Annotated in this window: 18 protein-coding genes; 7 read left to right on the forward strand and 11 right to left on the reverse strand. The window is 46.5% G+C overall.

Annotated elements, in window-relative coordinates:
• Positions 1 to 151: 151 nt before the first annotated feature.
• Positions 152 to 436 (forward strand): hypothetical protein, encoded by a 285-nt coding sequence (locus DXN05_RS24480; protein WP_147313903.1) that lies wholly within the window; start codon positions 152 to 154, stop codon positions 434 to 436.
• A gap of 151 nt (positions 437 to 587) precedes the next feature.
• Here the strand turns inward: DXN05_RS24480 and DXN05_RS11950 are convergent, their stop codons facing one another.
• From DXN05_RS11950 to DXN05_RS11970, 5 genes are all read right to left on the reverse strand, one after another.
• The gene (locus DXN05_RS11950; protein WP_158559225.1) at positions 588 to 3,296 is read right to left on the reverse strand and encodes an alpha/beta hydrolase family protein; all 2,709 of its coding nucleotides are present in this window, start codon (positions 3,294 to 3,296) and stop codon (positions 588 to 590) included.
• Between the two features lie 123 nt (positions 3,297 to 3,419).
• Entirely contained in the window at positions 3,420 to 6,065 is a 2,646-nt protein-coding gene (locus tag DXN05_RS11955) for a glycoside hydrolase family 2 protein (RefSeq protein ID WP_116847473.1), read from the reverse strand.
• 50 nt (positions 6,066 to 6,115) lie between these two features.
• Positions 6,116 to 7,540, reverse strand: coding sequence for a RagB/SusD family nutrient uptake outer membrane protein (locus DXN05_RS11960; protein WP_116847474.1), 1,425 nt, complete (start codon positions 7,538 to 7,540; stop codon positions 6,116 to 6,118).
• A gap of 10 nt (positions 7,541 to 7,550) precedes the next feature.
• The gene (locus DXN05_RS11965) at positions 7,551 to 10,805 is read right to left on the reverse strand and encodes a SusC/RagA family TonB-linked outer membrane protein (RefSeq protein ID WP_158559226.1); all 3,255 of its coding nucleotides are present in this window, start codon (positions 10,803 to 10,805) and stop codon (positions 7,551 to 7,553) included.
• A gap of 636 nt (positions 10,806 to 11,441) precedes the next feature.
• Positions 11,442 to 11,879 carry a phosphohydrolase gene (locus DXN05_RS11970; protein ID WP_245975194.1) on the reverse strand — a complete coding sequence of 146 codons (438 nt, stop codon included), beginning with the start codon at positions 11,877 to 11,879 and terminating at the stop codon, positions 11,442 to 11,444.
• Positions 11,880 to 11,971: 92 nt separating this feature from the next.
• Between DXN05_RS11970 and DXN05_RS11975 the strand changes: the two genes are divergently transcribed.
• Positions 11,972 to 13,858, forward strand: a complete 1,887-nt coding sequence (locus tag DXN05_RS11975; RefSeq protein ID WP_116847477.1) for a gamma-glutamyltransferase family protein — start codon at positions 11,972 to 11,974, stop codon at positions 13,856 to 13,858.
• A 176-nt stretch (positions 13,859 to 14,034) separates the two neighbouring features.
• Positions 14,035 to 14,499: a GNAT family N-acetyltransferase gene (locus DXN05_RS11980; RefSeq protein ID WP_116847478.1), complete on the forward strand. Its 465-nt coding sequence runs from the start codon at positions 14,035 to 14,037 to the stop codon at positions 14,497 to 14,499.
• Here the strand turns inward: DXN05_RS11980 and DXN05_RS11985 are convergent.
• Positions 14,496 to 15,923 carry a sigma-54-dependent transcriptional regulator gene (locus DXN05_RS11985; protein ID WP_116847479.1) on the reverse strand — a complete coding sequence of 476 codons (1,428 nt, stop codon included), beginning with the start codon at positions 15,921 to 15,923 and terminating at the stop codon, positions 14,496 to 14,498. The genes DXN05_RS11980 and DXN05_RS11985 overlap by 4 nt on opposite strands.
• A gap of 313 nt (positions 15,924 to 16,236) precedes the next feature.
• On the opposite strand from DXN05_RS11985, the gene DXN05_RS11990 reads away from it, so the two are divergent.
• On the forward strand, positions 16,237 to 17,121 hold the full coding sequence (locus DXN05_RS11990; RefSeq protein WP_116847480.1) for a helix-turn-helix domain-containing protein: 885 nt from the start codon (positions 16,237 to 16,239) through the stop codon (positions 17,119 to 17,121).
• A 288-nt stretch (positions 17,122 to 17,409) separates the two neighbouring features.
• A complete protein-coding gene (locus DXN05_RS11995) occupies positions 17,410 to 19,266 on the forward strand; it encodes an ATP-binding protein (protein WP_116847481.1) in 1,857 nt (618 codons plus the stop codon).
• A gap of 6 nt (positions 19,267 to 19,272) precedes the next feature.
• On the opposite strand, the gene DXN05_RS12000 is transcribed toward DXN05_RS11995, so the two are convergent.
• From DXN05_RS12000 to DXN05_RS24930, 3 genes are read right to left on the reverse strand one after another with little or no spacing between them, the layout of a single operon-like run.
• Entirely contained in the window at positions 19,273 to 19,836 is a 564-nt protein-coding gene (locus DXN05_RS12000; RefSeq protein ID WP_116847482.1) for a PhzF family phenazine biosynthesis protein, read from the reverse strand.
• A 24-nt stretch (positions 19,837 to 19,860) separates the two neighbouring features.
• Positions 19,861 to 20,151 (reverse strand): PhzF family phenazine biosynthesis protein, encoded by a 291-nt coding sequence (locus DXN05_RS12005; RefSeq protein ID WP_116847483.1) that lies wholly within the window; start codon positions 20,149 to 20,151, stop codon positions 19,861 to 19,863.
• A gap of 29 nt (positions 20,152 to 20,180) precedes the next feature.
• Positions 20,181 to 21,008, reverse strand: coding sequence for a Rid family detoxifying hydrolase (locus DXN05_RS24930; protein WP_211330032.1), 828 nt, complete (start codon positions 21,006 to 21,008; stop codon positions 20,181 to 20,183).
• A 61-nt stretch (positions 21,009 to 21,069) separates the two neighbouring features.
• Here DXN05_RS24930 and DXN05_RS12015 point away from each other — a divergent pair, with 61 nt between their 5' ends.
• The gene (locus tag DXN05_RS12015) at positions 21,070 to 22,590 is read left to right on the forward strand and encodes an aminotransferase-like domain-containing protein (RefSeq protein WP_116847484.1); all 1,521 of its coding nucleotides are present in this window, start codon (positions 21,070 to 21,072) and stop codon (positions 22,588 to 22,590) included.
• A gap of 59 nt (positions 22,591 to 22,649) precedes the next feature.
• A complete protein-coding gene (locus DXN05_RS12020) occupies positions 22,650 to 23,645 on the forward strand; it encodes an ABC transporter ATP-binding protein (protein WP_116847595.1) in 996 nt (331 codons plus the stop codon).
• A gap of 159 nt (positions 23,646 to 23,804) precedes the next feature.
• Here the strand turns inward: DXN05_RS12020 and DXN05_RS12025 are convergent, their stop codons facing one another.
• Positions 23,805 to 24,533 carry a LytR/AlgR family response regulator transcription factor gene (locus DXN05_RS12025; RefSeq protein WP_116847485.1) on the reverse strand — a complete coding sequence of 243 codons (729 nt, stop codon included), beginning with the start codon at positions 24,531 to 24,533 and terminating at the stop codon, positions 23,805 to 23,807.
• Entirely contained in the window at positions 24,511 to 25,593 is a 1,083-nt protein-coding gene (locus tag DXN05_RS12030) for a sensor histidine kinase (protein WP_116847486.1), read from the reverse strand. Before DXN05_RS12030 ends, DXN05_RS12025 begins: the two co-directional genes overlap by 23 nt.
• Positions 25,594 to 25,613: the final 20 nt, after the last annotated feature.

Raw genomic sequence — 25,613 nt, forward strand, 5'->3', positions numbered from 1 at the left:
TTTGAATTAGCATGCCTTTCAGGCATAAGCCGTCTTATATCCTAAGACGGCTTTTTTGCAAATCCAAGGTAGCACATATCGCAACAATCTTGATCCAAACTGGGTAAGCTGAAAACCAGTCAACAGAGTAAGCGTATTAACTAAATATTTTATGAAAAAAGCAATAATCATGCTCCTCGCTATTGCAATGATTACTATTTGGGGCGGTGTATACGCATTCCGATCTTACAAACTCATCGGTTTTCCTGCGTATCTGCAGATGAGGTTAACCACATCACTCGTTGTTATCCCCGGCGCATGGTCTTTAACACCCGAAGATGCATATTCTACTTATTTCTCCTCACAAATCGACGTTTCTACTTACGAGCCCTATTTCGTCATTACATCAATACCAGCGAACTTCACAACTTCTGTTATTTACTTATCAGCAGAATAAACGCCTCCTTTCCGGCGCAGCGTAATTCTCAAGCATAAATCCGTCTGACTTGGTCAGACGGATTTATTTAAGCATACTGTAAGAAATTGATAGTATGGGCAAGCCGTACTTACTCGCGCTAAAACATGCACGATGGCGACGTATTGTAGTTTTACGGAATAATACCGGAGCTGTCTAATCGAAAATCGTTCAGGCGGTCTAATTGCTCAGCACCTGCTGTCATCCACCTGGGGGGCGGCAGTTTCTTCAGATAATGGTCAAAGAACTGTTTCATCCGGATAGTATAGTCACGCCTGTTTTCTATTTTACCAACGCCATGGCCTTCTCCTTCATATTCCAGCATCCAGACCTTCTTATTGTTTCTCCGCATACTGTAAAACAGCTCAACCGCTTGTGCAAATGGCACTGACATATCTTCCCTGTTATGTAAAATAAGCAATGGCGTGCTGATTTTATCAGCCATAAACACCGGGGAGTTTTTAATGTATAAGGCCGGCCTTTCCCACATACTTGCACCAATATTGCTTTGTTTTCGCTCATATTGATCTTGCCGGCTAAGTATATCTGCCCCCGTTCCACGCTGGTACATGGAATTGTACCCGCTAACAAAATCGCTTTGCCCGGATGCTTCACAAGCAGCTGCAAAAAGTGTGGAATGAGTAATCAGGTAATTGGTTTCAAACCCGCCAAAGCTATGCCCTTGCAGGCCCAGCCTGCTAATATCAACATAAGATAAGTGGGATAATTCATGCACTGCTGCAGTAACAGTGTTCAACACACCTTCGCCGGGATTACCAACGGTATATTGCATATCCGGCACAAATACCAGGTAGCCATCACTAACATATGCAGGTATATTAATACGCGATCCGCTCCACTCAGGCCCTATATATTTATGTAATTCTGGACTACGTTTTTCGTAGTAATCGAATATGAGCGGGTACTTTTTGGAAGTATCCAGGTTCTCTGGTTTATATAAAATCCCCTGCGACCTGCTTCCATTGGGCAGTTGAAATTTAACCAACGCTGTTGTATACCAGTTGTAATCTTTTTCAGGATTAATATGCGAAACCTGCAATACTTGTTTAAAATCCCCTGTAATAAACAAGTTAGATGCTTCATGTTCATTGCTTCTGTTAAGCAGGTATACAGCCGTGTCAGCTGCTTTTTCCGGCACCATCCCCCCGGGAAAAATGGCACCGTTACCGGAAAACAATTGCGGAAAATAATATACAAAAGGGCCACCGGCACAAATTTGCGGATCTTCATTTGCACGTTTACTCAGCTTATAAAAACCATTATCCAGATTTTGTTCATGCAAGCCAACAAGCAGTTGTTCAGGCGTAAGTTTTATCAAACAACTTTTCTCATTATAGGCAAACCGAAAGATTATTTTATTCCTCCTGCCATATCCATGTGTAACATTAACCGGCTTTTTTACCTGCATTGGATCGGCCTGCCATATATCATACTTGTCATACACGTACAGGGCACTGTCGGCCTCAGCCCATTTTAATATCCCATAAGGTATATCACGGCCCATTATTTCTCCGGCATTTTCGTAAATGGGCACCGGGATAGACCAATTACCCGTACGCCTTATACCTGTGGCAATTTCATAGGTGGAAAATTCATGGGTTTTAGCGTCAAACCAAGTGACAAATTTTTGACCGGGTGACAATGACACGGCGCTCAGCTTGCTCCTGGAATGGTTAACCAGGCATTTTCTTTCACCCGTTTTTACAGACACGATATATAATGACTGATAAAAATCAGGATGCCACCAATAATCCACATCAAAGGCAGTTTCACTGTATAACAGGTAATCACGACGGGGAAGCCCTTCTGCACCTGTCCAGGTAACATCATCGGTGGAACCCAGGCAATACGCTTTTTCGTTAGAAAGATTTATTACAGCATGCAAATAAGATTTTTTGTTTCTGCGCAATTCCCGATGTACACGTTCCCGTTCGGTACTGATGTCTTCCGCCTTGTAACTCCACAATGCAAGACCGGTAGACTGCGCTGCTGCACCATGTATACTATCTTTTACAAATACTGTAAAAAAAATGCAGGTACCATCTGCATTGAATGCAACATCCTTATTTGTAAGCGTGAAATCTGACCCCAGTAATGATAGCAGGTTAATGCTATCTGCTTTACCGGTTGGTGCGTTGTAATAAAACAGGTGATTGTTGCCGGCTGTTTCAGAAATATATGCCAGTTTATTGCCGGTTGAATCAAAACAGGCAAGATTTACTTTTCCCGTAATACCCATCTTTTTTACTGAAGCTGTTTTCAGATCCAACCACAGTAAATCCGCTGCAGTTTCCAGTACAATAGCTGATTGCTGTCTGTTAATCCAATGCTTTCGTACACCTTTCCACACGCTGTCTTTAAGATTATCCACGCTCCGTATACAAAATGAATCATTTTTATAGAAGGCAATTGCAGCCTGTCCGTTATAAGCAAACTGATCAACCAGTTTTGCATTCTGTATAAAGTCTGTAACATGCGTATTGATATTGTAAATCCCTATCCTCTTCTCTAGTTGTGCAAATACATAAGCACTATTATAAGAAAAATCCAGCCTTGCTATGCTGCTATCGCCTGTAAACAGGGCAATTGCAGCTTTATCCGGATTACCGGCTGTGAACAGCGAAGCCACCTCCCAATTGCAGGAACCTCCACCACTTCCGACGCCATGAGCGAATGTTACGTACCTGCCATTATTGCTGATACGCCAGAATTTAATATGATCCCATTTGTCAAATACACTGCTGTCAATTATCATTTTCTGAGAAAAACAAATGCCGGTCATAAAACACAATTGCATTAGTATAATCGAAAACTTCTTCATAGGCATCATCATTCTTTTACTCTTCCAATTTTATCCTTTTTACGAAAAGAATATCATTCATTCTGAATTAAATTTCTATTGTCATATCGGATATAAAACAGCAGTAATCATACATAGTCAATTTCACCATGTATTTTCATTTTTTTTCATTTTATCAAGTGTATTTTTAAGTTCAACAACCAGATCACTCTTCGGTGCATTGGCTGTTTCTTTCGACAAAGCTGTCTCTTCTACATTTATCGCTTCCTGTTTATCCCCTTTTTTATATAAAAGATTCGCATAAGTATCCAAAAAAACAGGGCTGTCAGGATCAGTTTTAAGCACCTTATGCATCCAGTTCAATGCCTCATTAATTACCGCGACCTCTCCAACATGCTGAAAAACAGCCCACGCAAGATCATTCAGTCTAAGATTAAGAAATTGCCCGCGAAACCAGTCGCCGTACTTTTCAAAATATCCCAGATAAGCTTTGCCAAAAGCATCCCACTGTTTTTTCCCCAGGTAAACAGACATCCGCATATACCGAACGTTTTCTCCGCCCATGGGTCCATATTTAGCAACCATTTCAGCTTCCAGTTTATCCCAATCATCCACACCTGCTTTTATCCGGGGCTTTACAGATGTGTTATATATTACCGGCACTGCCACATCTGCCGCTGTATATTTACCCCAAACACTATCAATACTTATATGATTATCAACAAAAAACCTGAACACCTGGCCCTCCGGCTTTACGAGTACTTTTTTATACAGCGCGAAATTTTCCTTTACGTAGTTATTCTTCCGTCCGGCTATATACGCGTCCCCAACTTTAATTACTACAGCAGTATCCTTCCTCCCATACGCAAGCAGAAGCAGCTTTCTTAGAAAAACAGAATCACTGTTACCGGCTGTGAACTGCGCAAGACGCTTGTCGTAATCAGATTTTGAACCTGCATCTGTCGCGTTGCTGACAAGTAACTTTTCTTTGACCGTATGCATAGGAATCAGCGCTGAATGTATTTCCCTCAACTTGTCAACAGGGATTTTGATAATTTCCCTGTCATAGGTAATCAATCCATTCTGTTCGGTCTCCACATCAAAAGGCTCTGTATAAATAGAAGCTGCCAGTCCTTTATCCCGAAGTACTTTCAGTGAATCTGTCATACCCGCATATCGCTTTAGCAACTCACCGGGTGTTATATTAATGTACCCCCAACCATTGAGTTCATTCCACAAATGGTCTTCTATAGAAACACCTATCCCGCCAAATTCTCCCAATACGGCCGCCTTACCAGGCAGTATAGGTGGCATATTGGGATCGGGATAAGCATGTATATCTGTAAGATCGCTGTTCTTCCATTTCTCCTCGTTTTTTTGTGGAGAAGCACGAAAATAATTTTCCCCGGTATGACCGTTGATAATACGTGTAGGATCCAATTCTTTAAAAGCCTGTGTAATGCGTGCCTGATCATATGCACCCCAACCTTCATTAAACACAACCCAGGTGATAATTGAAGGATAGTTTCTGAGCTGCGCCACATTTTCTGCATTTTCCTTTTCAAATTCCGCTCTGGCTTCCGGTGTTTCATTACCCGGATTAATCATATCCTGCCATACCAGCATGCCTAATTTATCAGCATAATAATACCACCTTGCAGGTTCAATTTTTATGTGCTTGCGAATGGTATTAAATCCCATTGACTTGATAGCCTTAATATCAAATTGCAAGGCTTCATCTGTTGGGGCGGTGTATAGCCCGTCAGGCCAAAAACCTTGGTCCAGTACTCCCAGATTATAGACTGGCTTGTTATTCAGAAAGATGCGTTCGGTGCCGGCTTCGTCCTTTTTCACTTCACATTTGCGCATACCAAAATAACTTGATACTTCATCAACGGGTTTTCCCTTGTACAAAAGCTTCACCTGAAACTTATACAGATAAGGATCTTCAGGTGACCAAAGCCGCATATTTGATACAGGTAATTTCAGCACCTCTTTAGCCTTTCCGGTTACCGTCCCGGTACCTGGCACAGTAGCTTCTACAGTATAGTCAGCCGCATCACTACTAAGAGTTGGCGTCACCTTCAATCTTACTATTTTGTTATCAATGTCCGGAATTATCGACAATTGCTCAAGGTGATTTTGGTTCACTATTTCCATCCAGACTGTTTGCCATATTCCGCTGCTCGCCGTATACATAATACCACCAGGACTTAACACCTGTTTGCCATGCGGATTAATTCCCCTATCGCTTGGGTCTTTCACTTTCACCACAATAATATTATCGCCATCCGTTAGCAAAGGTGTTACATCAAAGCTAAATTCCTGATAGCCCCCCTGGTGCGATCCGGCCAATACACCATTAATGTAAACTTTTGCGTCCCAATCCACCGCGCCAAAATGCAATAGCAACCGTTCATCCCCCTTAAGTGCAGGCTTTTTAACTATTCGCTTGTACCACAAAATTTCCGACGGCAAAAGCGCCCTTTTTACCCCAGACAATGCTGACTCCAGTGGGAATGGGACAAGTATTTTTGCATTAAAACTATCCGGTGATGGCATCTGCTCTTGTTTTGTTATAGCGTATTGCCATATACCGTTTAAGGATGTCCATTGTTTTCTTACCATCTGCGGTCTTGGATATTCCGGCAATACGTTATCCGGGCTTACTTTACTGGCCCACCGTGTTTGAATTGGTGTTTCTTTCATCATCCATTTCTGAGCATGGGCGTAAGAAGAAATGCCCAGGTAAGTGAAGGCAAAAAAACATGCAGCTTTAATCTTATTCATAAGTTATCAGGTATGTAAAGCAGGATAATGAAGGCCTGCAACGTAAAAAATTAATATCCGGTATTTTGGGTTAAATTCAAATCAGTGTGTAACTCACTCAGAGGGATTGGAAACAGCTGCCAGTTAGTGCTCCATACACCGCCTTTTTTGGGCGTTTCTACGCTCATTACCGCATCTACCCTTCCTGTTCTTTTCAAATCGAACCAACGATGCCCCAGCTCACTGAATAACTCAATGCGCCGCTCTTGCTCCACTGCCTTCAACATCTGATCTTTATCTACTGCACTAACATCGGGAAGGCCTGCGCGATGACGCAGTATATTCAGGTCTTTTGCAGCTGCTGATAAATCACCTTGCTGAACACTTGCTTCGGCATGCACCAGGTATTGTTCCGCAAGCCTGAACACCATTTCATATTCTGTTACAGGAGTAGCAGCTGTTGTTACTCCTACTTTATATTTGTATGGATAGTAGTAAACTGTATTGGTCGGCGCAGGGGCTTTATAAGATTTCACCCATTTTAACTTTCGCTGATCGCCAGGTTCAAAAGCGTTATAAAGACTCGAGCTAAGAGATGCCGGCGTGTTTGCGGTTGGCGGTGCCGTTAAAATAAACATAGCACCATCCGGTGCATTTGCACCTTTGGAATCAACCGGTTGCAACTGCCAGATGGCCTCAGTACTGTTTTTTAAAAATACACTATCCAGGTTACCGACCAGTTTGTATAAGTTGGTTTGCCCTATCACGTCATTTGATTTCGCCAGTGCGTTGGCATAATCTTTTGTATATAAGTAAACACGCGCCAACAATGCCGCTGCCACCCATTTGTTGGGTCGTACACGTTCAGTGGTAGTTGTTTGCACATCTCCTGCCACATAGGTTGCTGGCAAGGCTGCTTCTGCATCCTGCAGATCCTGTATTATTTGTTTATAAACAGTTCCGGCAGGCATGCGTGCCGCAACACTATTGGCTTTGTAATCATTGGTAGTAATCAGCGGCACATCTCCGAAAAAATTCACCAGATAGAAGTTAAAAAATGCCCGGTTAAACTTCGCCTCACCCAGTAACTCATTTTTCACTTGCACAGATAATCCGTTAGATGCGCTAATCCCTTCTATGGCTGTGTTTAGTGTATACAACTGTATGTAAAATGCCCGCCAGAAAAAGGCAATACCGTCTTCCCTGGAGGTAATATTATTGGTGTATAGAAGTGACAAAAATGAGTTCAGGTCAGGATATGTTTGCAATTCATCAGCTGAAAGACCAGCATAAAGAGACAATCCGTTTTTCCCATTCACCAGACTGTTTATATTACTGGCAGCTGCATATACACCGGAAAGCACCGATATCGCAGTCGAATTAGTTTCATATACTGTCCCTCCTACAGGATTGGTTACAGGAGGGTCAACAGATACGGTCTTTTTGCAAGACAACAGACAAGCTAAAAAAACAATTATGTATATATTCCCTTTCATCGTAGCAGGATTAAAAGTTTAACTGAGCTCCTATGGTATAGGTTTTAATTATCGGCACACCTGTACTTGTACGGCTTTCAGGGTCACCGTCTTTGTATTTTGTTATTGTAAGCAGATTTTGCCCCTGAAGATAAATACGCAGTGTGCGTGTACTATTCAACTTAGCCAGAGGAACCTCATAACTAAGCGACAAGTTCTTTAACCTTACATAAGAAGCGTCTGTATAAGCATAATCGCTCCCTAAAGCATTACTGTAAGCCGTGCTCGCCTCGCCGGACGTGCTGGTAAATCGCTGATAGGCTGCTTTATCGCCGGGATGTTGCCATCTGTCCAAAACGGATGTTACATTATTAACCCTTCCCACTCCCGGGGCACCGGTACGTGTAAACGCATACTTTACACCCATTTGCTTTACAAAATAAAAGAACACATCTAGGCTAAATCGTTTGTAGGTAAAAATATTATCAAAACCGCCATAGTATTTGGGGGCAGTTTGTATCAACGAAGTCCTGTCCGAATCAGTAGGCGTGGAAGTTATCCCTCCCTTATATGTGTAGAACTGGTAGATGCCTTTAAGAGAATCAATACCTGCATAACGGTATAACCTGGTGAGATTAATCGCTTTTCCGATAAAATAATTGCTGCTATAAGGAGACGTTGCAAGTCCGGGAAACGCAACCAATTTGTTAGAAGAGGTAGAAATATTAAACGCGGTTGACCAGGTAAAGTTCTTAGTGCGCAGATTAGTACTGTTTAAAGTAAATTCCCACCCAGTGTTCTGAACAATCGCAGGAAAATTTGCAGTAATTGAGGTGAAACCGGTTATACCTGGAAGTGCATAATTTACTAACTGATTGCCTGACCGGTTCCTAAAATAGCTGCCGGTAAACATGAGCCTGTTTTTTAAAAACCCTAATTCAAGCCCAGCTTCAAATTTCTTGTTTATTTCCCAGCGAAAATCAGGCGCATAGATTTTGCTTGGCACCATTGATGCGCCACCCTGGTAAGGCACCGACGGTGTATTAAATCTATACAATTCGAGATATTGATAGTCTGATGTGGGTTGATTTCCCACTGATCCATAACTTACCCTAAGCTTTCCATAGTTTAGGAAAGATAGATTTTGCGATATAAATTTCTCGCTGGTAAATATCCATCCTGCGCCCACTGCACCAAAATTACCATACTGCCTGCCTGGGCCAAACCGGCTGCTACCATCACGCCTTGCAGTTATGTTCACAATATATTTCTCGTTATAATTATAGCTTAACCTTCCATACAAGGCTGTATAGCGGTATTGATTATAAACAGGTGTTCCCGCCTTACTGATGGTAACTGCTGCTGCGAGACTTGTGAGAAATGCATCATTTGTGTATCCATCACCCTGTATCATCTGTCCCTCATTTGTACTTTGCTGAAGAGTTGCACCGACAAACGCATTCAAATTTCCTTTCGAGATTCTTTTTTCATAAGCTAACTGCGGTTCAACAATCCATGACCTCGTATTATTGAATGAAAATGTCGAACTCCCAACAGGAGACGGGATATTAGGATTACCGGTTTGACCATAAATACTATAAGCGGTAACCTCATTAACCTGGAGGTTATTATAGCCCAGGCTCATTTTTATCTGCAAACCAGGTACTATTTCGTACGAAGCGATACCGTTACATACCAGATTGTATCCTTTACTGGAATAGTGATTAGCAAGGGGAACAAGCGGATTTGCCGTAAACCTGCCGCTGTCGAAATTAATAGACCCATCCGGCTTACGCAACGGTGGGGCTACAGGCGCAAGCGTTATTGAGTTTGTCAGGTCGCCTACAGACATCAGGTTATTATCCGCAAGATAATTAGCCGCAATAGTTGTCTTAAACCTCCTGTTCGGAGAAGCAATAGTCATAGAGAAATGGCCCGTTATTTTCTGGTCAGAAAATCCACCTCCAAACATTGGCGTTTCTTTTCTATAACCGCCACCAAATACATATTGCACCTGGCCCGATCCGCCCGAGACAGACAGTTGCGCATCGGTTACCCTTGCCGGCTGGTTAATTAATTCTTTAACCCAGTTGGTATAATGTGCAGTATCCCATGCACCGTTCAAATCGTAATCTGTCGGGCCGGGTTGCCTGTTATCGTTTTTGAAGGCTTCTCTTCGCATTTCAAGATATTGCGGCGTACTCAACAACTTTATATCCCTGCCAAGCTTTGAATATCCATTATATACATTCAAAGTTGTCGAAACAGGGCCAACTCTACCCTTCTTTGTCGTAATAAGTACAACACCGTTTGCTCCACGTGAACCATAAATAGCAGTCGCGTCTGCATCTTTTAATACGCTGATCGATTCTATATCTGCAGGATTGATGTATTGAAAGGGACTGGCATTAGGTAAAGGACTTGTTGTTCCTGGTAATAAGCTTGATGTATAAGGCACACCATCTACCAGGTATAATGGCGTACCACTTTGGCCGATGCTATTAATGCCGCGTATTTGTGCACCAACAGCACTGCCTGGAAGCCCACTGCCTGATATTATCACCATACCCGGGACCCTTCCCTGCAGTGCAAGAATCGGGTTACTCACCGGCTGTTTTGCAATCACATCTGCATTAATCGTTGTTACATTTCCTACACTCAAACGCTTTGTGGTATTATAATACCCCCGTACCACCATCTCATCCAACTCGTTCGCGCTTGCTTCCAGCCGTACTTCTACCGGGCCGGATGCGCTTATTTCTTTCTCGGCATATCCTACATATTTGATTATAAGCGTGAGTATACTGCCTGCCGTGTTCTTAAACACGAAACGGCCGCCTGCATCGGTTGCCGTCATTTTCTGGGCACCTTTAATCATTACCGTGGCGCCTGCTATCGGTTCACCTTTTTCGTTCAGTACACGGCCGCTGATATCCCCGTCGGCAGGCGGTGTATTAACCTGTTTCTTCAGTACAATGTATTTTTTATCGATGGTATAAGTCAGCGACAATCCCCTGAAACACTGTTGCAGGGCATATTCCAGGCTGGCATTGGATACACTGATATCGGCTATATCAACACCGGCAATATCACTGCTGATGTAAATAAATGTATAGCCTGTTTGCGTTTCAATGTTCTTCAATACCTGTTCAAGCGGTATATGCTTATAAGCCAGGGTTACTGTTTGTGCATTTCCCTTCGCACAAACAGGCAATGTACCGGCAAGCAGAAAAAAGGCTGCCAGGTAAACCGAAAAAATCTTTTTGTAAGGCAACTGCCGCCACAACAGCGAACAGCTTTTCCTGTTAACAGTAGACATAATTCATAAGCAGTTTGGAGGTTACGGAAACAATAGCCGGTGTTCTCACAGGAAGATTATCTTACAGGTAAGTACAACCAGTCAGCATCGCATGGTTTGCATAGATTGGATATGCAGGGAAGGATGCCACACACAACTGCTTCCGGCCAGATAACCGGCAATCATTGCTGCTTATCCATGTACAAACGATCGTTTACATGGAACATTCATCCTTATAATCTTTGAAATGGTACAGGTAATATTAATTGCTACCAATACACAGGTACCGGTATTTAATACGGCACAGGACCGTATTCTAAAAAGAGAAGAGATAAAAAATTATGTCTATCGGAAATAAAAAAAATATTAAAAACTTAACATCATCCGTACAGGACAAAAAAAGACGGCATAACCATCTTTCACACACCCCTTTGCAGTAAAGGGTTTCAGCTACCCGGCTTTATACGCAGCAATTGGTCCGCACCCTGTTTAACCTTAAAATATGTTCACACCATACTTCACCCGGTCATATGCTGCGCTTTGCCATTTTCACTCATCAATATTTGTTATGCGCAGGGATACTGAACAAGCGGAATGGCGATAATGCGATTGGTTAAGTAAAACTTACTGCCGGTTCATCGCTGCAGCAATGGTACGGTAAGCACGCAGGTATTTGTTTAAACGCGCCACGTCCTGTTCCGTTACCTCCGGAATGCGGCGCACATCCATATTATCCGTGAGATCGTGCAGCTTTACTGCACAGGAGAGTTTGTTTTTGAGCGTACGCTGAACAAAATGTTCATAGTCTTCGTCTTCCGATAACTTTGTTACACCACGCAGGGCTTTCAGTATATGTGGGGCCAGGCCAGCTTCTGCCAGCCCTTCAAAAGTCCAGTCTGTATCTTCCACCACATCATGCAGTACACCGCATATTTTTTCATCTTCCGTTATGCCCATGTTCATTACCCGCAATACGTGACCGATATAAGGCGCACCGTATTTATCCGCTTGCCCCTGATGGGCATGCACAGCGATATCAATCGCTTGTTCCAATGTCATCATGCCTTAAAGATACGCATAAAAAAGGCCCCCGTCACCGATTGATACCTGTCTTTTGGGAGGGGTTGAGTATCTTTAAACAAACCCCGATCTGTATGACCAAACGCTGTATACTGCTGCTCCTGGGCATGCCTTTTTTTTCCATGGCCCAGCAAACACAAAAACCTCCCCTGCATGGTAAAAACTGGATGGCCATTACCGGCAAGCCACTCGCCGCCACCGCAGGCGCGCAATTGTTTGAACGCGGCGGCAATGCAGTAGACGCAGCATGCGCTATGCTGGCAGCCACCTGCACCATGTGGGATGTGCTTAGCTGGGGCGGCGAAACACAGGCGCTCATCTACAATCCCAAAACAGGGAAGGTCATCGGTATTAACGCACTTGGCGTTGCCCCCACCGGCGCTACGCCCGCATTTTTTAAAGACAGGGGTATGAATTTTCCGCCCGAATATGGCGCACTCGCTGCACTAACGCCGGGCACGCCCGGGGGCCTGTGTTATATGCTGGCCGAATACGGCACCAAAAGTTTAAAAGAAGTGCTGGCACCTGCCATGCAGCTGGCTGCCGGTTATCCTATAGAGGCCCAGACTGCCAACAGCATTGAACGCAGCAAGGCGCGCATTAAAGAATGGCCTTACAGCAAAGCAGTGTTTCTGCCACATGCAGGCGAAACAAGAGAAGCGCCCGAAGCAGGCGAAATTTTTGTACAGAAAGACCTGCTGCAAACCCTCACCAAAATGGTGGAGACAGAACAGCAATCACTCAAAAGAGGTCTTGGCCGCAAACAGGCCATCTATGCTGCCTGTAACCGCTTTTATAAGGGAGATATTGCTGAAGAATTTGTACGCAGCTGTAAGGAACAGGGTGGTCTTATCACCCTGCAGGATCTCGCCAACTGGAGGCCGCAGGAAGAAACACCCATGCACACGAATTACCGCGGCATAGAAGTATACAAACTGCAGCAATGGACGCAGGGCCCCGCATTATTGCAGGCGTTGAATATTCTTGAGAACTTTGATCTCAAAAGCATGGGCTACAATTCCGCCCGCTACATTCATACGTTGTACCAGGCCATGAATCTCGCGTTCGCTGACCGTGATTTTTATTATGGCGATCCGGCCTTTCCGCCACAGGAGCCCATGCAGGGCCTGCTGAGTAAACAATATGCGAAAGACAGGGCTGCCACCATTCAATTCACCGCCAACAACGCTGCTGCAGCACCCGGTGATCCCTATCCTTACCAGCAACAAACCAACCCGTTCACCACACTGCTGCAACAAAGGGCATTGCTGGCTGATACCGGTAGTCACCAGCGCAATTTTGTTCCGGCCCATGATTCTGCTACTGCTGCCATCCGGCTTGCTGCATATACAGACCGGCTCTGGCGCGGCACCACTTCGGTAGAAGCGGCTGATAAAGATGGCTGGGTTGTTTCCATTACACCCAGCGGCGGCTGGGTGCCTGCTGTAATTGCAGGCCATACCGGTGTTGGCATGAGCCAGCGCATGCAGAGTTTCGTGATCGATTCTGTACTCAATCCTTTCAACGTGGTGCATCCCGGCAAAAGGCCAAGGGTAACACTTACGCCCACACTGGCGCTGAAAGACGGCCGCCCCTACGCTTCGTTCGCCGTGCAGGGCGGTGACACGCAGGATCAGAACCTGCTGCAGTTTTTCCTGAACCTCGTTGAATTTAACATGACAGTACAGCAAGCCACAGAAGCAGCCAATATCAATACCAATCAACTCTGGCTTTCACTCGGCGGCACCAGCATTGCCGACCGTGCCCCCAAACCCGGCAACCTGTTGCTGCAAAGCAAAACACCCGACGCAGTAAAACAGGAACTGAAAAAAATGGGCTATACACTCAGCTTTGAAGAACGCACCAGCGGCCCCATCAATGCCATTTATTTTGACTGGAAACACAACAGTCTCTGGGGCGGCAGCAGCAATCACGGGGAGGATTACGGCATCGCATGGTAACGGCAGCAGATGCGGGATATGACTTTATTGCGCCGGTAAAAAAGATAAAACATACATGATATAATACGTAAGATACATTGAACCGGAGCTGGTTGGATGATAATTTTGAGTAATATAATTAGCCAACAATCCTACCGGCCGCTAACACGTTCCGGTAACAGTTCAAATTCACCGTCATGAACGTCTCCTTCAAAACCGCTACGCTTGCCGATGCTGAAGAGCTCACCCGTATGTCAATGGATTTTTACAGCGAGATACCCACACGTAAAGACAGGGCGGTGAACAGGATAGCAGCCACGGTGCATTTTTATAAAGACAATAGCAATATGGGCGAGGTAATGTTGATTGAATGCGATCACAACCTTGCGGGTTATGCCATTGCCTTCCGTTTCTGGAGCGATGAATATGGCGGTTTAATGCTTGGACTGGATTGTTTGTACGTAGAAAAAAAATTCAGGCACAAAGGTATTGCACGTAAGTTTCTGAACAGTTATATCACCCGTGAAAAAAGCAATCCGCATGTAACCGGCATTGAAATAGAAAGCTATGAAGGTAACCCTGCTGCAGCCCGCCTGGCACAATCCGTTGGCCTGGCACCCAAGCACAGCAGCCAGTATATACTATTGTTTAAACAGCACTAAAAACCATGCTGTATCCGTATGCCCAGTTTTTTCATCCGGTTGTGCAATGTAGAAGCAGATACCTGTAACAATGCAGCCGCACCATTGGCACCGCTTATTTTGCCATTGCATTGTTTCAGCGATGCCAGTATGCGTTCGCGCTCATCCATGTCACCGGTGTTTTCGAGTTCGGCAGTACCAGTTGACTGCACGTTTGCCGGTGTGGTTTGCAAAAAAACCTGGTTAATGGTACTGCCTTTTGACAATAGCACACTGCGCTCTATCAAATGCTCCAGCTCACGCACATTACCGGGCCAGCTGTAATTCACCAGCTGATCCATCACCGCATCATCCACACCGGTTACTTCCTTACCGCTTACACCGGCAAAACGGTCAATAAAATGCGCTACCAGCAAGGGTATATCTTCCCTGCGTTCGCGCAAAGCCGGCACCAGTATGGGAAACACATACAAACGGTAATACAGGTCAAGCCGGAAACGGCCTTCTGCAATTTCTTTTTCAAGGTTACGGTTGGTGGCAGCAATAATGCGCACATCTACCTTTACAGCGCCTGAACCGCCAATGCGTTCAATTTCGCGTTCCTGCAATACACGCAGCAGTTTTACCTGCAAATCCAGCGGCATCTCCCCTATTTCATCCAGGAAAAGTGTGCCGCCTGAAGCCTGTTCAAATTTGCCGATACGCTTGTCAACTGCACCGGTAAAAGCGCCTTTCTCATGCCCGAACAATTCCGATTCGGCCAGGTGTACCTGCAGTGTACCGCAATCTACCTTTATCAGCGGGCGGTTTCTGCGGGCAGAGAAACAATGTACTGCCGTAGCAATACCTTCTTTGCCTGTGCCGCTTTCACCCATAATCAGCACAGAGGTATCCAGCGGCGCCACCTGCTTAATCAGGTTAAATACGTGCTGCATGGATGCTGATTGCCCCACAATACCACTGAAAGCACTAATGACCGGCCTGGCAGCTGCCCTGCTGCCTGCCTGCGTTGCTGCAGGGAACGGTGCCTGTGCTGCCCCTGCAGCGTTAATGTTTCGCTGCTGCATCTGCTGGTGCTGCTGGTAACGGTAACGCGCTATATCAAGCGTGATCAGCACATCTTTGCGGCGAAAAGGTTTTACAATGAAACCATAGGGATGCGTTAACTTGGCCGATTCCAGCACAGACTGGTTGCTGTTGGCAGATACATATATAAAGGGAACATTGCGTTTGTTGAGCTGATGCGCCAGGTCAATCCCGGTTAAATCGCCTTTGAGATAAATATCCAGCAGCACAAAAAAAGGCGTGGCAGATGCAATCATTTCCAGTGCCTGTTCTACTGACCGCGCAATGCCGCAAACTTCATAGCCTGCGCGTTCCAGCATCAGGCGAAGCTCGCGTGCAACAATCATTTCATCTTCTACAATCAGTATTTTTTCATGCATGGGAACGTGTATTTTACAGCCGGTAATAAAATTATACAATCGCTTATGAATGCCTGCATGCATGTAAAAAAATACCACTGATTCTATAATAAATACAACCAGCCCCCGTTAACTTTATACAATACCGCACACCACCTTGCAGCGCCCCGTTCAAAAAACACCGTTGCCACAACGATATTTCGGTGACGCAATTGTTCAAACGACGATATATCGTAACCTGGTTAAACCCAAAATCTTCACAAAGCATTGATTATCATCAACCTGAGAAACGGGCACACTATTAGAGTTATGAGGGGAATTCAACACGCATTTTATGCAACAATCCCAACGACCACCTTTTTCTACTGCTGCTCAAAACGAGCAGCACACGTTTATTATTCAGCGCTTAAACCCGCTGATTAATACTGACGCAGTAATGAATGCCATGCCGGCAACCTGTACAGTAGCCCTGTTATGGTTAACCAGCGGGCAAGGCGTTTACAACGATGGCGGCACGCCGTTTAACCTGCAGGCAGGCCAGCTGCTGTGCATCCGACGCAAACAGGTGCAGCAATTGCAGCTGAGCTCCGAAGCTTCGGGTTACAGCCTGTTTTTTGCCGAATCATTTTTGTACAACAACGAACAGGAGTTTGACCTGATGGATCACGCAGGCCTCAGCTGCCTGTTTGCCGAAACATCGGGTATTACCATATCTGACGATTTGTGCCCTGAAATGATGATCACCGCCGAAAACATGCTGCGTGAGCACACCAACAATTATATGTTCAAATCTGCCATGCTGCGCCGTTACCTGAAAATCTTCCTGATGCAGGTTACCCGCAACCTGCAGGGCAATGTGCTGCTGGGCATGGAAACCCGCAACAGTGAACTGACCAAGCAATTCCTTTCGCTGGTTGATGTGCATTTTAAAAACAAAAAACTGGTGGTGGATTATGCAGATGAGTTGCTGGTAACAGCCAATCACCTCAACCAGATCGTGAAAAAAACAACCGGCTACACCGCCAGCTACCATATCAGGCAGCGCGTAATACTCGAAGCCAAACGCCATGCCGCCAGCTCAGGTTCGTGCATGAAAGAAATTGCATGGCTGCTCGGTTTTTCTGATACTTCCCATTTCAGCAAGTATTTCAAAGGTATTACCGGCATCAGTTTTTCCGATTTCAAGAAAGAGCGCATGACCATAACCGCACAGGCCTGACCAGCCGTGCCAGCCCGCAATACTACTATGTTCCGGGTTAAATGAACGTTGATACTGCTGTATGAAATGACTAAACGCATCAATGCGGCCCTGCCTGTTGCCGGCAGGGCTGCATTTACCAGGACTATATCCAAAATGAAAGTCTGCTGAATAAAATAAATGCTGCTCCGCATCTATTTCCTGCCAAATTGCTGTAGAAAACAGCTGCTTATACCCATTTATCAAGTTTTGTCGTATCTTGGTAACCAAGGTTTATAGCCTGGTTTTAACCCTACATCTATTACAGCAATGCGCTATTTCGTGCCTATGTTCTGCTGCCTGCTCCTGTGGCTGGGGGCCACAGCACAAAACAATGTTATACCCCAGCTGCACGCGGCCCTGCACACTGCCGGCGACAGTGTTACCTACGTTAATACACTCAATAAACTCGGGATGATTTTATACGAAAGCAATGTAGACAGCACGTTCTACTATGCCCGTATAGCCCGCGCCGTTGCAGACCGGCTCAATTACAATTGCGGCAAAGCCGGTGCGCTCAACAACCTGGGTATTGTGTACGAAATGAAGGGCGATCAGCAGCTGGCACAACGTTATTACAACGACGCCTACCGGCTTTACCGCCAGGCAGGCGATTCTGCCAATATGGTGCAGGTTACCATGAACATCGGGCTGGTGTACAGCGATGGCGGCGAACACGCCAAAGCCGTTGCTTTCCTGCGGCGCGCCATGTCCATGGGCAGGCACCTGCGCCGCGATTCCATTATGTCGCTCGTTCTCGCCAATTATATGTCCATTTATACAGACAGTATTCCACGCGATTCCCTGTTCCCTTACCTGAACCAGGCCAAAGCTATTGCCACCCGCTACAAAGACCAGCGGGTACTGGTGTTTCTTGACCAGGTGGCCGGCTTGTTTTACCTACGCACAGGTCAGCAGGAAAAAGGTATTGCCTTACTGCAGGCGGGTGTTAACAAAGCCCTGTCGATGAACCTGTACTACCTGAGCCTGGATGTGATACTGCAACTGGGCGACCTGTTTTCGGTGAGCGACACGGCGAAGGCTACCGGTTATTACCACCAGGCGCTTGACATTGCGCAAGCCAAGGGTTACCACCTGTATGCAGAGCTTGCCGCACAGCGTTTATATAATTTTTACAGCAGCGTACAAAGCGCCGATGTGCACCAATATGCTGCACTCCTGCTGCAGCTATACCAGGAAGACGCGATGTTCAGAACCAAATCGGGCGTAGACTATATTGATTATGCCCTGCAGGAAGACGCGCTGGCAGCCTACCAGAACACCAGCCATTACCGCATGCGGCTGATACTGATATTAAGCGCGCTGGTAATAGTAATGGCCATCCTCATCTTTTTTATACTGCGCCTCTACAAACTGAAACAGCAACACAACAATACCCTCGAAGCATTGAATGAAAGTGAAAAAGTACGCAATGAACAATTGCAGGCCAATCACGCATTCAATAACCGGCTTATTTCCCTGCTGGCACACGATTTCAGGCAACCGCTGAACATGGTGAAAGGACTGGCCCAGCTGCTGCTGAACTACAACGACCTGTCGCCCCAGGAAATGCGCACCCTGGTAAGGTCAATGGAAGAAACATCCGATGTTACACTGGATATTTTCGAAAACATACTGCAATGGATCAGGCGGCAATTATCCGGGTTCACCTATCAGCCGGAAATATTGAACCTGCACGAACTGGTTCACGAAGCCATGCAGCCGTTTAAAACACTCAGTGAGCAGTTCGGCATTACCATCATCAATGAAGTATCACCCTCGCTCAACATAAAGGCAGACAGGGAGCTGGTGCAGTTTATACACCGCAATTTTATTCACAATGCCATTAAATTTTCACCCGAACAATCTACCATCCGCATACAGGCAAGCAACAATAACGGTGAAGTAATTGTACAGGTAGCCGATGAAGGCAATGGCATACCACCCGAAAAACTGCAGGGCCTGTTCGATTTTAAAGCTGAACTGCGTTACAACAACGGCAAGGAAAAAGGCGCAGGCGTAGCACTGATGATCTGTAAAGATTTCACTGAAAAAATGCGCGGCCGCATCTGGGCCGAAAACGGCAACCCCAAAGGCGCCGTGTTCTGCTACGCGCTGGTTGCCTAGTAAGGTTTAAAGGTTCAAATGGTCTGCTACCCCCTCCTCCAACACCCCTGCTGCCACGCGGCATACATCCCCGCTTACCATTACCTCCCCGCTGCTGCGCACCTGTACAAGCAACTTGCTGGGCCTGCCGATATTTTCGCCCTGGTGCAAACAGAAATCAACATCCGGTAACTGCAAGCCCTGCTGTACCAGGTAAGCCCCGCAGGGGCCAGCCAGGCTGCCGGTGGCAGCATCCTCCACTTTGCCATCCACATCACCGCTGCGGATGCGCAGGTTAGGCACATCCAGTATACCCAGGAAATGTGCGCCCACCGCATGCAGCAAAGCTTGCAAACCCGGTGCACCAACCGGTATATCAAAAGCCCGGTTGCGTAAAGGCAGCACCAGGTAAGGCAAACCGGTTGATACCACCGCAGGATAACAGGCAGGGTAAAGATCATCTGCCGAAGCGCCAAGGCAGGCCAGTATGGGTGCCGCTTCTGCAAGTGTAAGCGTTTTGATAAACGCTGCCTTTCCCTGGTTCATGGAAGCATGGTAACCGGTGGCATTTTTTCGTGTGATGATATCCACGGTTTTTTGATTCAGCTGAAACTCTCAGTGCGCTTCAGGCTGCGCTGCTGCTTGCAGCTGGTGCAGGGTAGCCGCTGCGCCCAATACCGGGTGACCGGCAAAATCCAGTTCTTCCTGGCAGGTGAAAATATAGGCGCGCACTTTGCCGGGCGCCTGTTGTTCCAGGAAAATACTTTCATATTGCCGCATCTCCTGCGTTAAACGCAGCATGGTGGTTTTGCTTAAACCGGCCGCTTCGGTAAATACGGTCAGGCCATTGCCAGACAGCACCCGGCTGGTAAAAACGTCTGCATGATAATAAGGGAATGTACGCATCGCTCAAATAATTTAATGTATGTAGAATACTATTTAACAGCCTGCAATGCAGCCACAGCAGCAATTTCAACGCGCGCCTGTTTGGGCAGCTCCTGTACGGCAATGCATACACGCGCGGGAAATGCACCGGTAAAATAGCGGCTGTACACTTCGTTGATAGCTGCATACTGTTGCATGGAAGTAAGGTAAATGGTTACATTCACAAGGTTGTTGTACGCGAGGCCATGCGTTTGCAACACGTTGCCCAGGTTCTGCATTACCTGCTGCGCTTCTACTTCAAACGAAGTGTTTACCAGGTTGCCGCCGGCGTCTGTACCAATCTGGCCAGACACATACAACAATCCATTGGCCGCAACAGCAGCAGTATACGGTGCTTTGCCGCCTGTTTTTACAGCAGCCGCCTGCTGGTTATGTTTCAATTGCTCTTCCAGCCCAAGCCGGTCTGTCTGCACCCAGTATTCAGTTATTTTCCCATTTTCCACCTGGTATACCATGCTGCTGATTTCTGTAAGCGGCAAACCGGTAGGCGCGTAACCATTGATTATACCGGTGTGTTTGCCGGTTTGTTTCCAGCGCACATATACCTTGTTGTGCTGCGCAATTATTTCGGTAATCTCCAGCGTGTAGGCACCGTACTGTGTGAGAAACTCATGCACATGCTCCGTGTAGTGCTGCGGTGTACGCCGGATAATTTCCGGGTGTTCAGATTTTACCTGGTGGGCAATCACCGTATCGGCCATATACCGTGCGGCCTGCTCAGGCGCTTTGCCGGAACGTACGTTTTGTAAAAAGCCTTTTACCACTTCCAGCGCTGTACTGCCGGCTGTTTGTTGTGCGTTTGCTATTTGTGCTGTCATAAGAAAAATGATGCAGTGGAATATCCTTTTCACCTGCGCGTTTTTAAATGTTTGAAATAAGATGTGTATCACAACACAAATTTGGCTAGTTTTACCATACTGTAACAGATACAGAATTTGTATATTTCACTATAACAGATTAGAAGTAATTAAAACGCCCGCCTACATACAACTTGCAGACAAGATTACCCTGCTGATTAACAAGGGCGTGTACAGGCAAGGCGACAAGCTGCCTTCCCTGCGCAGCATTCACCGCGAAAACGGTATCAGCATTGGCACAGCGCTGGAAGCCTTCCGGCATTTGCTGGATAAGGGGTTGATTACTGCGCACGAAAAATCAGGTTATTTTGTAAGCGATACCAGCAGCAATGCCCTGCCCCTGCCCGCTGTTTTGCCTGCTACCCTTTCACAACACAGCATACACATTTACGAGCTGATACAGCGCGTGCGCAAAGAAGGCACCGGCAAAGATTTCATCAGTTTTGCCAATGCCCTGCCCGATCACCGCCTGCTGCCCTTCAACGGCATTAAACGCGCCATACAGGAAACCTCGCGTGATGCCAGCGGTGCTTACCTCGCACTGGAAGCTGCCAAAGGCAACCGGCAGTTGCGGCAGGCCATCGCCAAACGCGCCTTTACCTGGGGCGGCTCCCTGCATATGGATGATGTAATTGTTACCAATGGCACAATGGAAGCCATCACGCTTTGCCTGCGCACCGTTACACAACCCGGCGATACGGTGCTTATTCAATCACCCTGCTATTATGGTATTATGGAAGCGTTGGAATACCTGGGTTTAAAAGCAGTTTCCATACCCAGTCACCCCGAAACCGGCATCGCGTTACCCCAGCTGGAAAGCGCCTGCGACCGGCTTAACATCAAGGCCTGTTTGCTGGTATCGAATTTCAATAACCCCGATGGCGCCAGCTTAAGCACGGCTGCCAAACAATATATCGCTGCCTTTGCAGCCAAACGTAAAATGCCGGTGATTGAAGATGATATTTACGGCGACCTGTTCTTTGGCACCAGGCGGCCGGATACGATTAAAACCTACGATAAACACGGCTGGGTGATGCTTTGCAGCTCATTCAGCAAATCACTGTTCCCCGGCTTCAGGATGGGCTGGTGTGCGCCGGGCCGTTTTGCCTATGAAGTGGAGCGTTTTAAATCGATGAACAATATTGCCAGCTGTAATTTTTCGCAACGCACCCTGCAATTGTTATTACATGGCGGCACCTACAACAGACACCTGCAGCAATTCAGAACCGCTTTGCAGAAAAACATGCTGAAAACCTTACAACTCGTGGAAAAACATTTTCCCGAAGGCACACGCGCCACCAAACCGCAGGGCGGACTGGTATTGTGGCTTGAACTGCCGCAGCACATTAATGCTGCTGCCTTACAGGAAGCTGCACTGGAAAAGAACGTAGCACTGGCGCCAGGTGAAATATTCTCCGCTACCGGCCAGTATAAACATTATATCCGCCTCAGTTATTGTAACCTGTGGAGTGCCAAAACAGAAAAGGCATTGATAAAACTCGGCCAGTTATGCCAAGGCTTCGCAGCTAAATTAGGCGCATAAACCACATTGGGTTATTTTTGAACAACAGCGATAGCATTCACCCCAAACAGGATGGATTTATGAACTTTTTAGCGGTATCCGGTATCAGCAACATACACGAGCAGGATGGAAATTTCGTTATTCACAACATCAGCTTCACCCTGCAGCAGTTTGTGCAGCTGGGTATTGCAGGCGAAACCGGCTGCGGCAAAAGCACGCTGCTGAAAATGATCGCAGGCTTTGCACAACCCAGTGCAGGCACCATTACCTTTCTCGGACAAAAAGTAATAGGCCCATACGATCAGCTGATACCCGGCCACCCCGGTATTGTATACCTTTCCCAGCATTTTGAACTGCCCAATTTTTTAACCGTAGCGCAAGTGCTGGAATATGTAAACGAGCTGCCCGAAGCAGAAGCCTTTGCCTTGTATGAAATATGCCGCATTACCCACCTGATGCACCGCAGAACAGACCAGCTTTCAGGCGGGGAAAAACAACGCATTGCCCTTGCACGCCTGCTGGTTACCGCACCCAAACTGCTGATGATGGACGAGCCTTTCTCCAATCTCGATACCATCCACAAAAACATTTTGAAATCGGTAGTACGCGATATCGCAGAGCGCCTCAAAATAACCTGCATCCTCGTATCGCACGACCCCATGGACAACCTGGCCTGGGCCAACCACATTATTGTGATGCAGAAAGGTGAAATTGTACAGCAGGGCACACCCGAACACATTTACCACCAGCCACTCAATGAATACGTAGCCGGACTGTTTGGCAAATACAACCTGTTAACTCCCGAACAGGCGCCGCTGTTCGCCAACATACCCACACTTGCTTTCAACGGCAAGCCACTGTTTGTACGCCCCGAACAATTCACCATTACTACATCAGCCAATAAATCAGTTAAAGGAACAGTCACCCGCGCCAGCTTCCTGGGCAGCGCATACGAGCTGGAAGTACAGCTGGCACCGCATTGCACCGTAACCGTAAAAACAACGAAAACGAATTATAAAGCAGGAAAAACAGTGTATTTGTCGGTGCCAGGCAGGAAGGTTTGGGAACTCAAATAATTTGAAAATTTGCCCGAAGGGCCCCTTCGGAGAAAGTGTGCTAATCTGAAGCAGTTAGCGATGGGTGGATGTTGCCGGTGGGGACACCGGCAACGGCGTCCGGGCAATGATTCGCTACGATCATCCCGACTGTCGACTGTCGATTCTCGATGTATTTCTTCACTCCCCCCGTTTTCCCGTTAACTGCGTAATGGCTTCCCGGTAGGTTTCGCTGATGGGCAGCTCGGTGTCGTTGATAAAAAGACTGTTTTTGCGGATGGCGGTGATACTGTCTACGGCTATGATATAAGATTTGTGGATGCGGATAAACTTAGCAGGCGGCAGTTCCGATTCAATAGATTTTACGCTGATGCGGGCCACCAGCGGATGCGCCTTGCCCTGCAAATGTATTTTTACATAATCCCGGAAACCCTCTACCCATAACACATCGGCGAATTTAATCTTCACCAGGCTGTAATCTACATTCAGGAAAAAGTAATCAGCGGCCGCTGTATTGCCCGGTGCCTGTTCAAGTGATTTGCGGGATTCTTTTAGCTGGAATAGCTCCCAGGCCTTGTTGCAGGCTTTTACAAACCGGTCAAGCTGCACAGGCTTCACCAGGTAATCTATCACATCAAGGTTATACCCCTGCAAGGCAAACTTTTCATACGCGGTAATGAATATCACCATCGGCCGTTGCGGCAGGCTTTCTATAAACTGCAGGCCGGTTAAACCGGGCATTTGTATATCGGCAAAAATAAGGTGAACCGTGTGCTGCTGCAATAACATGGAAGCTTCAAATGCATCGCTGCAAGTGGCTGCAAGTTGCAGGTAAGGCACCTGGCTGATATAGTTTTTCAGCAAAGCGAGCGCCAGTGGCTCATCATCAACGGCTATACACTGCAGCATGCGATAGGTTTAGCTGTAAAGATACTGTAAACAGGTTATCGGCGTCTGTTATCACCAGCGTATGTTCATCACCATACAACAGGTTTAAACGGCGGCGTACATTTACCAGGCCAATACCCGATGTTTTGTCTTTTATTTCTTTGGAAGCAGGATTGTACCGGTTGCGTACGGTAAAGTACAACACATCTCCCTGCACATCCAGCAGTATGTCGATGAACGCCTGCTCAATATAACCCGTACCATGTTTAAACGCATTTTCAATAAACGGAATCAGCAGCATGGGCGCAATATCGCAGGGGCCGGGCGGTAACTGCATGTCTACGTTTAACCGCACCTTGCTGCCAATGCGCTGGCGCTGCAGGTCAATATAATTCTGCAGGTACTCCACTTCCCTTGACAATGGCACACGTTCTTCATCGGCCTCGTACAGCATATAGCGCATTAGCCCGGAGAGCCTGAAAATAGTGGGTTCCAGCTCGTCTGATTTCAGCCGCACCAATGCTACCATGTTGTTGAGTACATTGAACATAAAGTGCGGACTGATCTGCGAACGCAGGAAAGACAGTTCCGTTGTCAGGTTTTCCTTTTCCTTCAGTTCTTTCAGGCGTTCTATCCTGGCCCTGTCGCGCAGCATCTGGTATACCGTTCCTGCACTAACCATCAGCAGGAACGGAAATATGCTGAAGCTGAGAAAGCCGCTGAAATGAAAGAAATCATCTTTGATCAGCCATTGAAAACACAACCAGTGTATGCAACCCAGTACAATAAACGTGAGCACCTGCAAACCTGCGTAAGACAGGTAACGTTTGCGGTTAATAAAGGCAGGAGTTAATACATAGGCATTCAGGTAAAACACCACTACCCATAACCCATTGGTAACAATACCCAGCCATTTAAAGCCTTTGTTATGAAAATGTGCATCCTGCGGACCTTTATCATACGAACGCAGTAAACTGGGCAGGGAGAAAAACAGTGTCCATACGGCTGCATGTATCAGCACCTGTACCCAGGTTCGCCTGTACCATTCTTTTTTTATTTCACGCTCGGGTTTGTACACCATTATTGTTGTGCATTACGAAT

This window comes from Deminuibacter soli (assembly GCF_003412455.1).
In the GTDB taxonomy this organism is placed as follows: Bacteria; Bacteroidota; Bacteroidia; order Chitinophagales; family Chitinophagaceae; genus Deminuibacter; species Deminuibacter soli.

Bases quoted from the DNA above. Each gene is read 5' to 3' on its own strand.
- DXN05_RS11995 (WP_116847481.1), top strand. From the start codon at position 17,410: ATGCGCTATTTCGTGCCTATGTTCTGCTGCCTGCTCCTGTGGCTGGGG.
- DXN05_RS12020 (WP_116847595.1), top strand. From the start codon at position 22,650: ATGAACTTTTTAGCGGTATCCGGTATCAGCAACATACACGAGCAGGAT.
- DXN05_RS12030 (WP_116847486.1), bottom strand. From the start codon at position 25,593: ATGGTGTACAAACCCGAGCGTGAAATAAAAAAAGAATGGTACAGGCGA.
- DXN05_RS12005 (WP_116847483.1), bottom strand. From the start codon at position 20,151: ATGCGTACATTCCCTTATTATCATGCAGACGTTTTTACCAGCCGGGTG.
- DXN05_RS11985 (WP_116847479.1), bottom strand. From the start codon at position 15,923: ATGCATGAAAAAATACTGATTGTAGAAGATGAAATGATTGTTGCACGC.
- DXN05_RS24480 (WP_147313903.1), top strand. From the start codon at position 152: ATGAAAAAAGCAATAATCATGCTCCTCGCTATTGCAATGATTACTATT.
- DXN05_RS24930 (WP_211330032.1), bottom strand. From the start codon at position 21,008: ATGACAGCACAAATAGCAAACGCACAACAAACAGCCGGCAGTACAGCG.
- DXN05_RS11970 (WP_245975194.1), bottom strand. From the start codon at position 11,879: ATGATGACATTGGAACAAGCGATTGATATCGCTGTGCATGCCCATCAG.
- DXN05_RS12025 (WP_116847485.1), bottom strand. From the start codon at position 24,533: ATGCTGCAGTGTATAGCCGTTGATGATGAGCCACTGGCGCTCGCTTTG.
- DXN05_RS11950 (WP_158559225.1), bottom strand. From the start codon at position 3,296: ATGAAGAAGTTTTCGATTATACTAATGCAATTGTGTTTTATGACCGGC.
- DXN05_RS11955 (WP_116847473.1), bottom strand. From the start codon at position 6,065: ATGAATAAGATTAAAGCTGCATGTTTTTTTGCCTTCACTTACCTGGGC.
- DXN05_RS11960 (WP_116847474.1), bottom strand. From the start codon at position 7,540: ATGAAAGGGAATATATACATAATTGTTTTTTTAGCTTGTCTGTTGTCT.
- DXN05_RS12015 (WP_116847484.1), top strand. From the start codon at position 21,070: ATGTGTATCACAACACAAATTTGGCTAGTTTTACCATACTGTAACAGA.
- DXN05_RS11980 (WP_116847478.1), top strand. From the start codon at position 14,035: ATGAACGTCTCCTTCAAAACCGCTACGCTTGCCGATGCTGAAGAGCTC.
- DXN05_RS11990 (WP_116847480.1), top strand. From the start codon at position 16,237: ATGCAACAATCCCAACGACCACCTTTTTCTACTGCTGCTCAAAACGAG.
- DXN05_RS11975 (WP_116847477.1), top strand. From the start codon at position 11,972: ATGACCAAACGCTGTATACTGCTGCTCCTGGGCATGCCTTTTTTTTCC.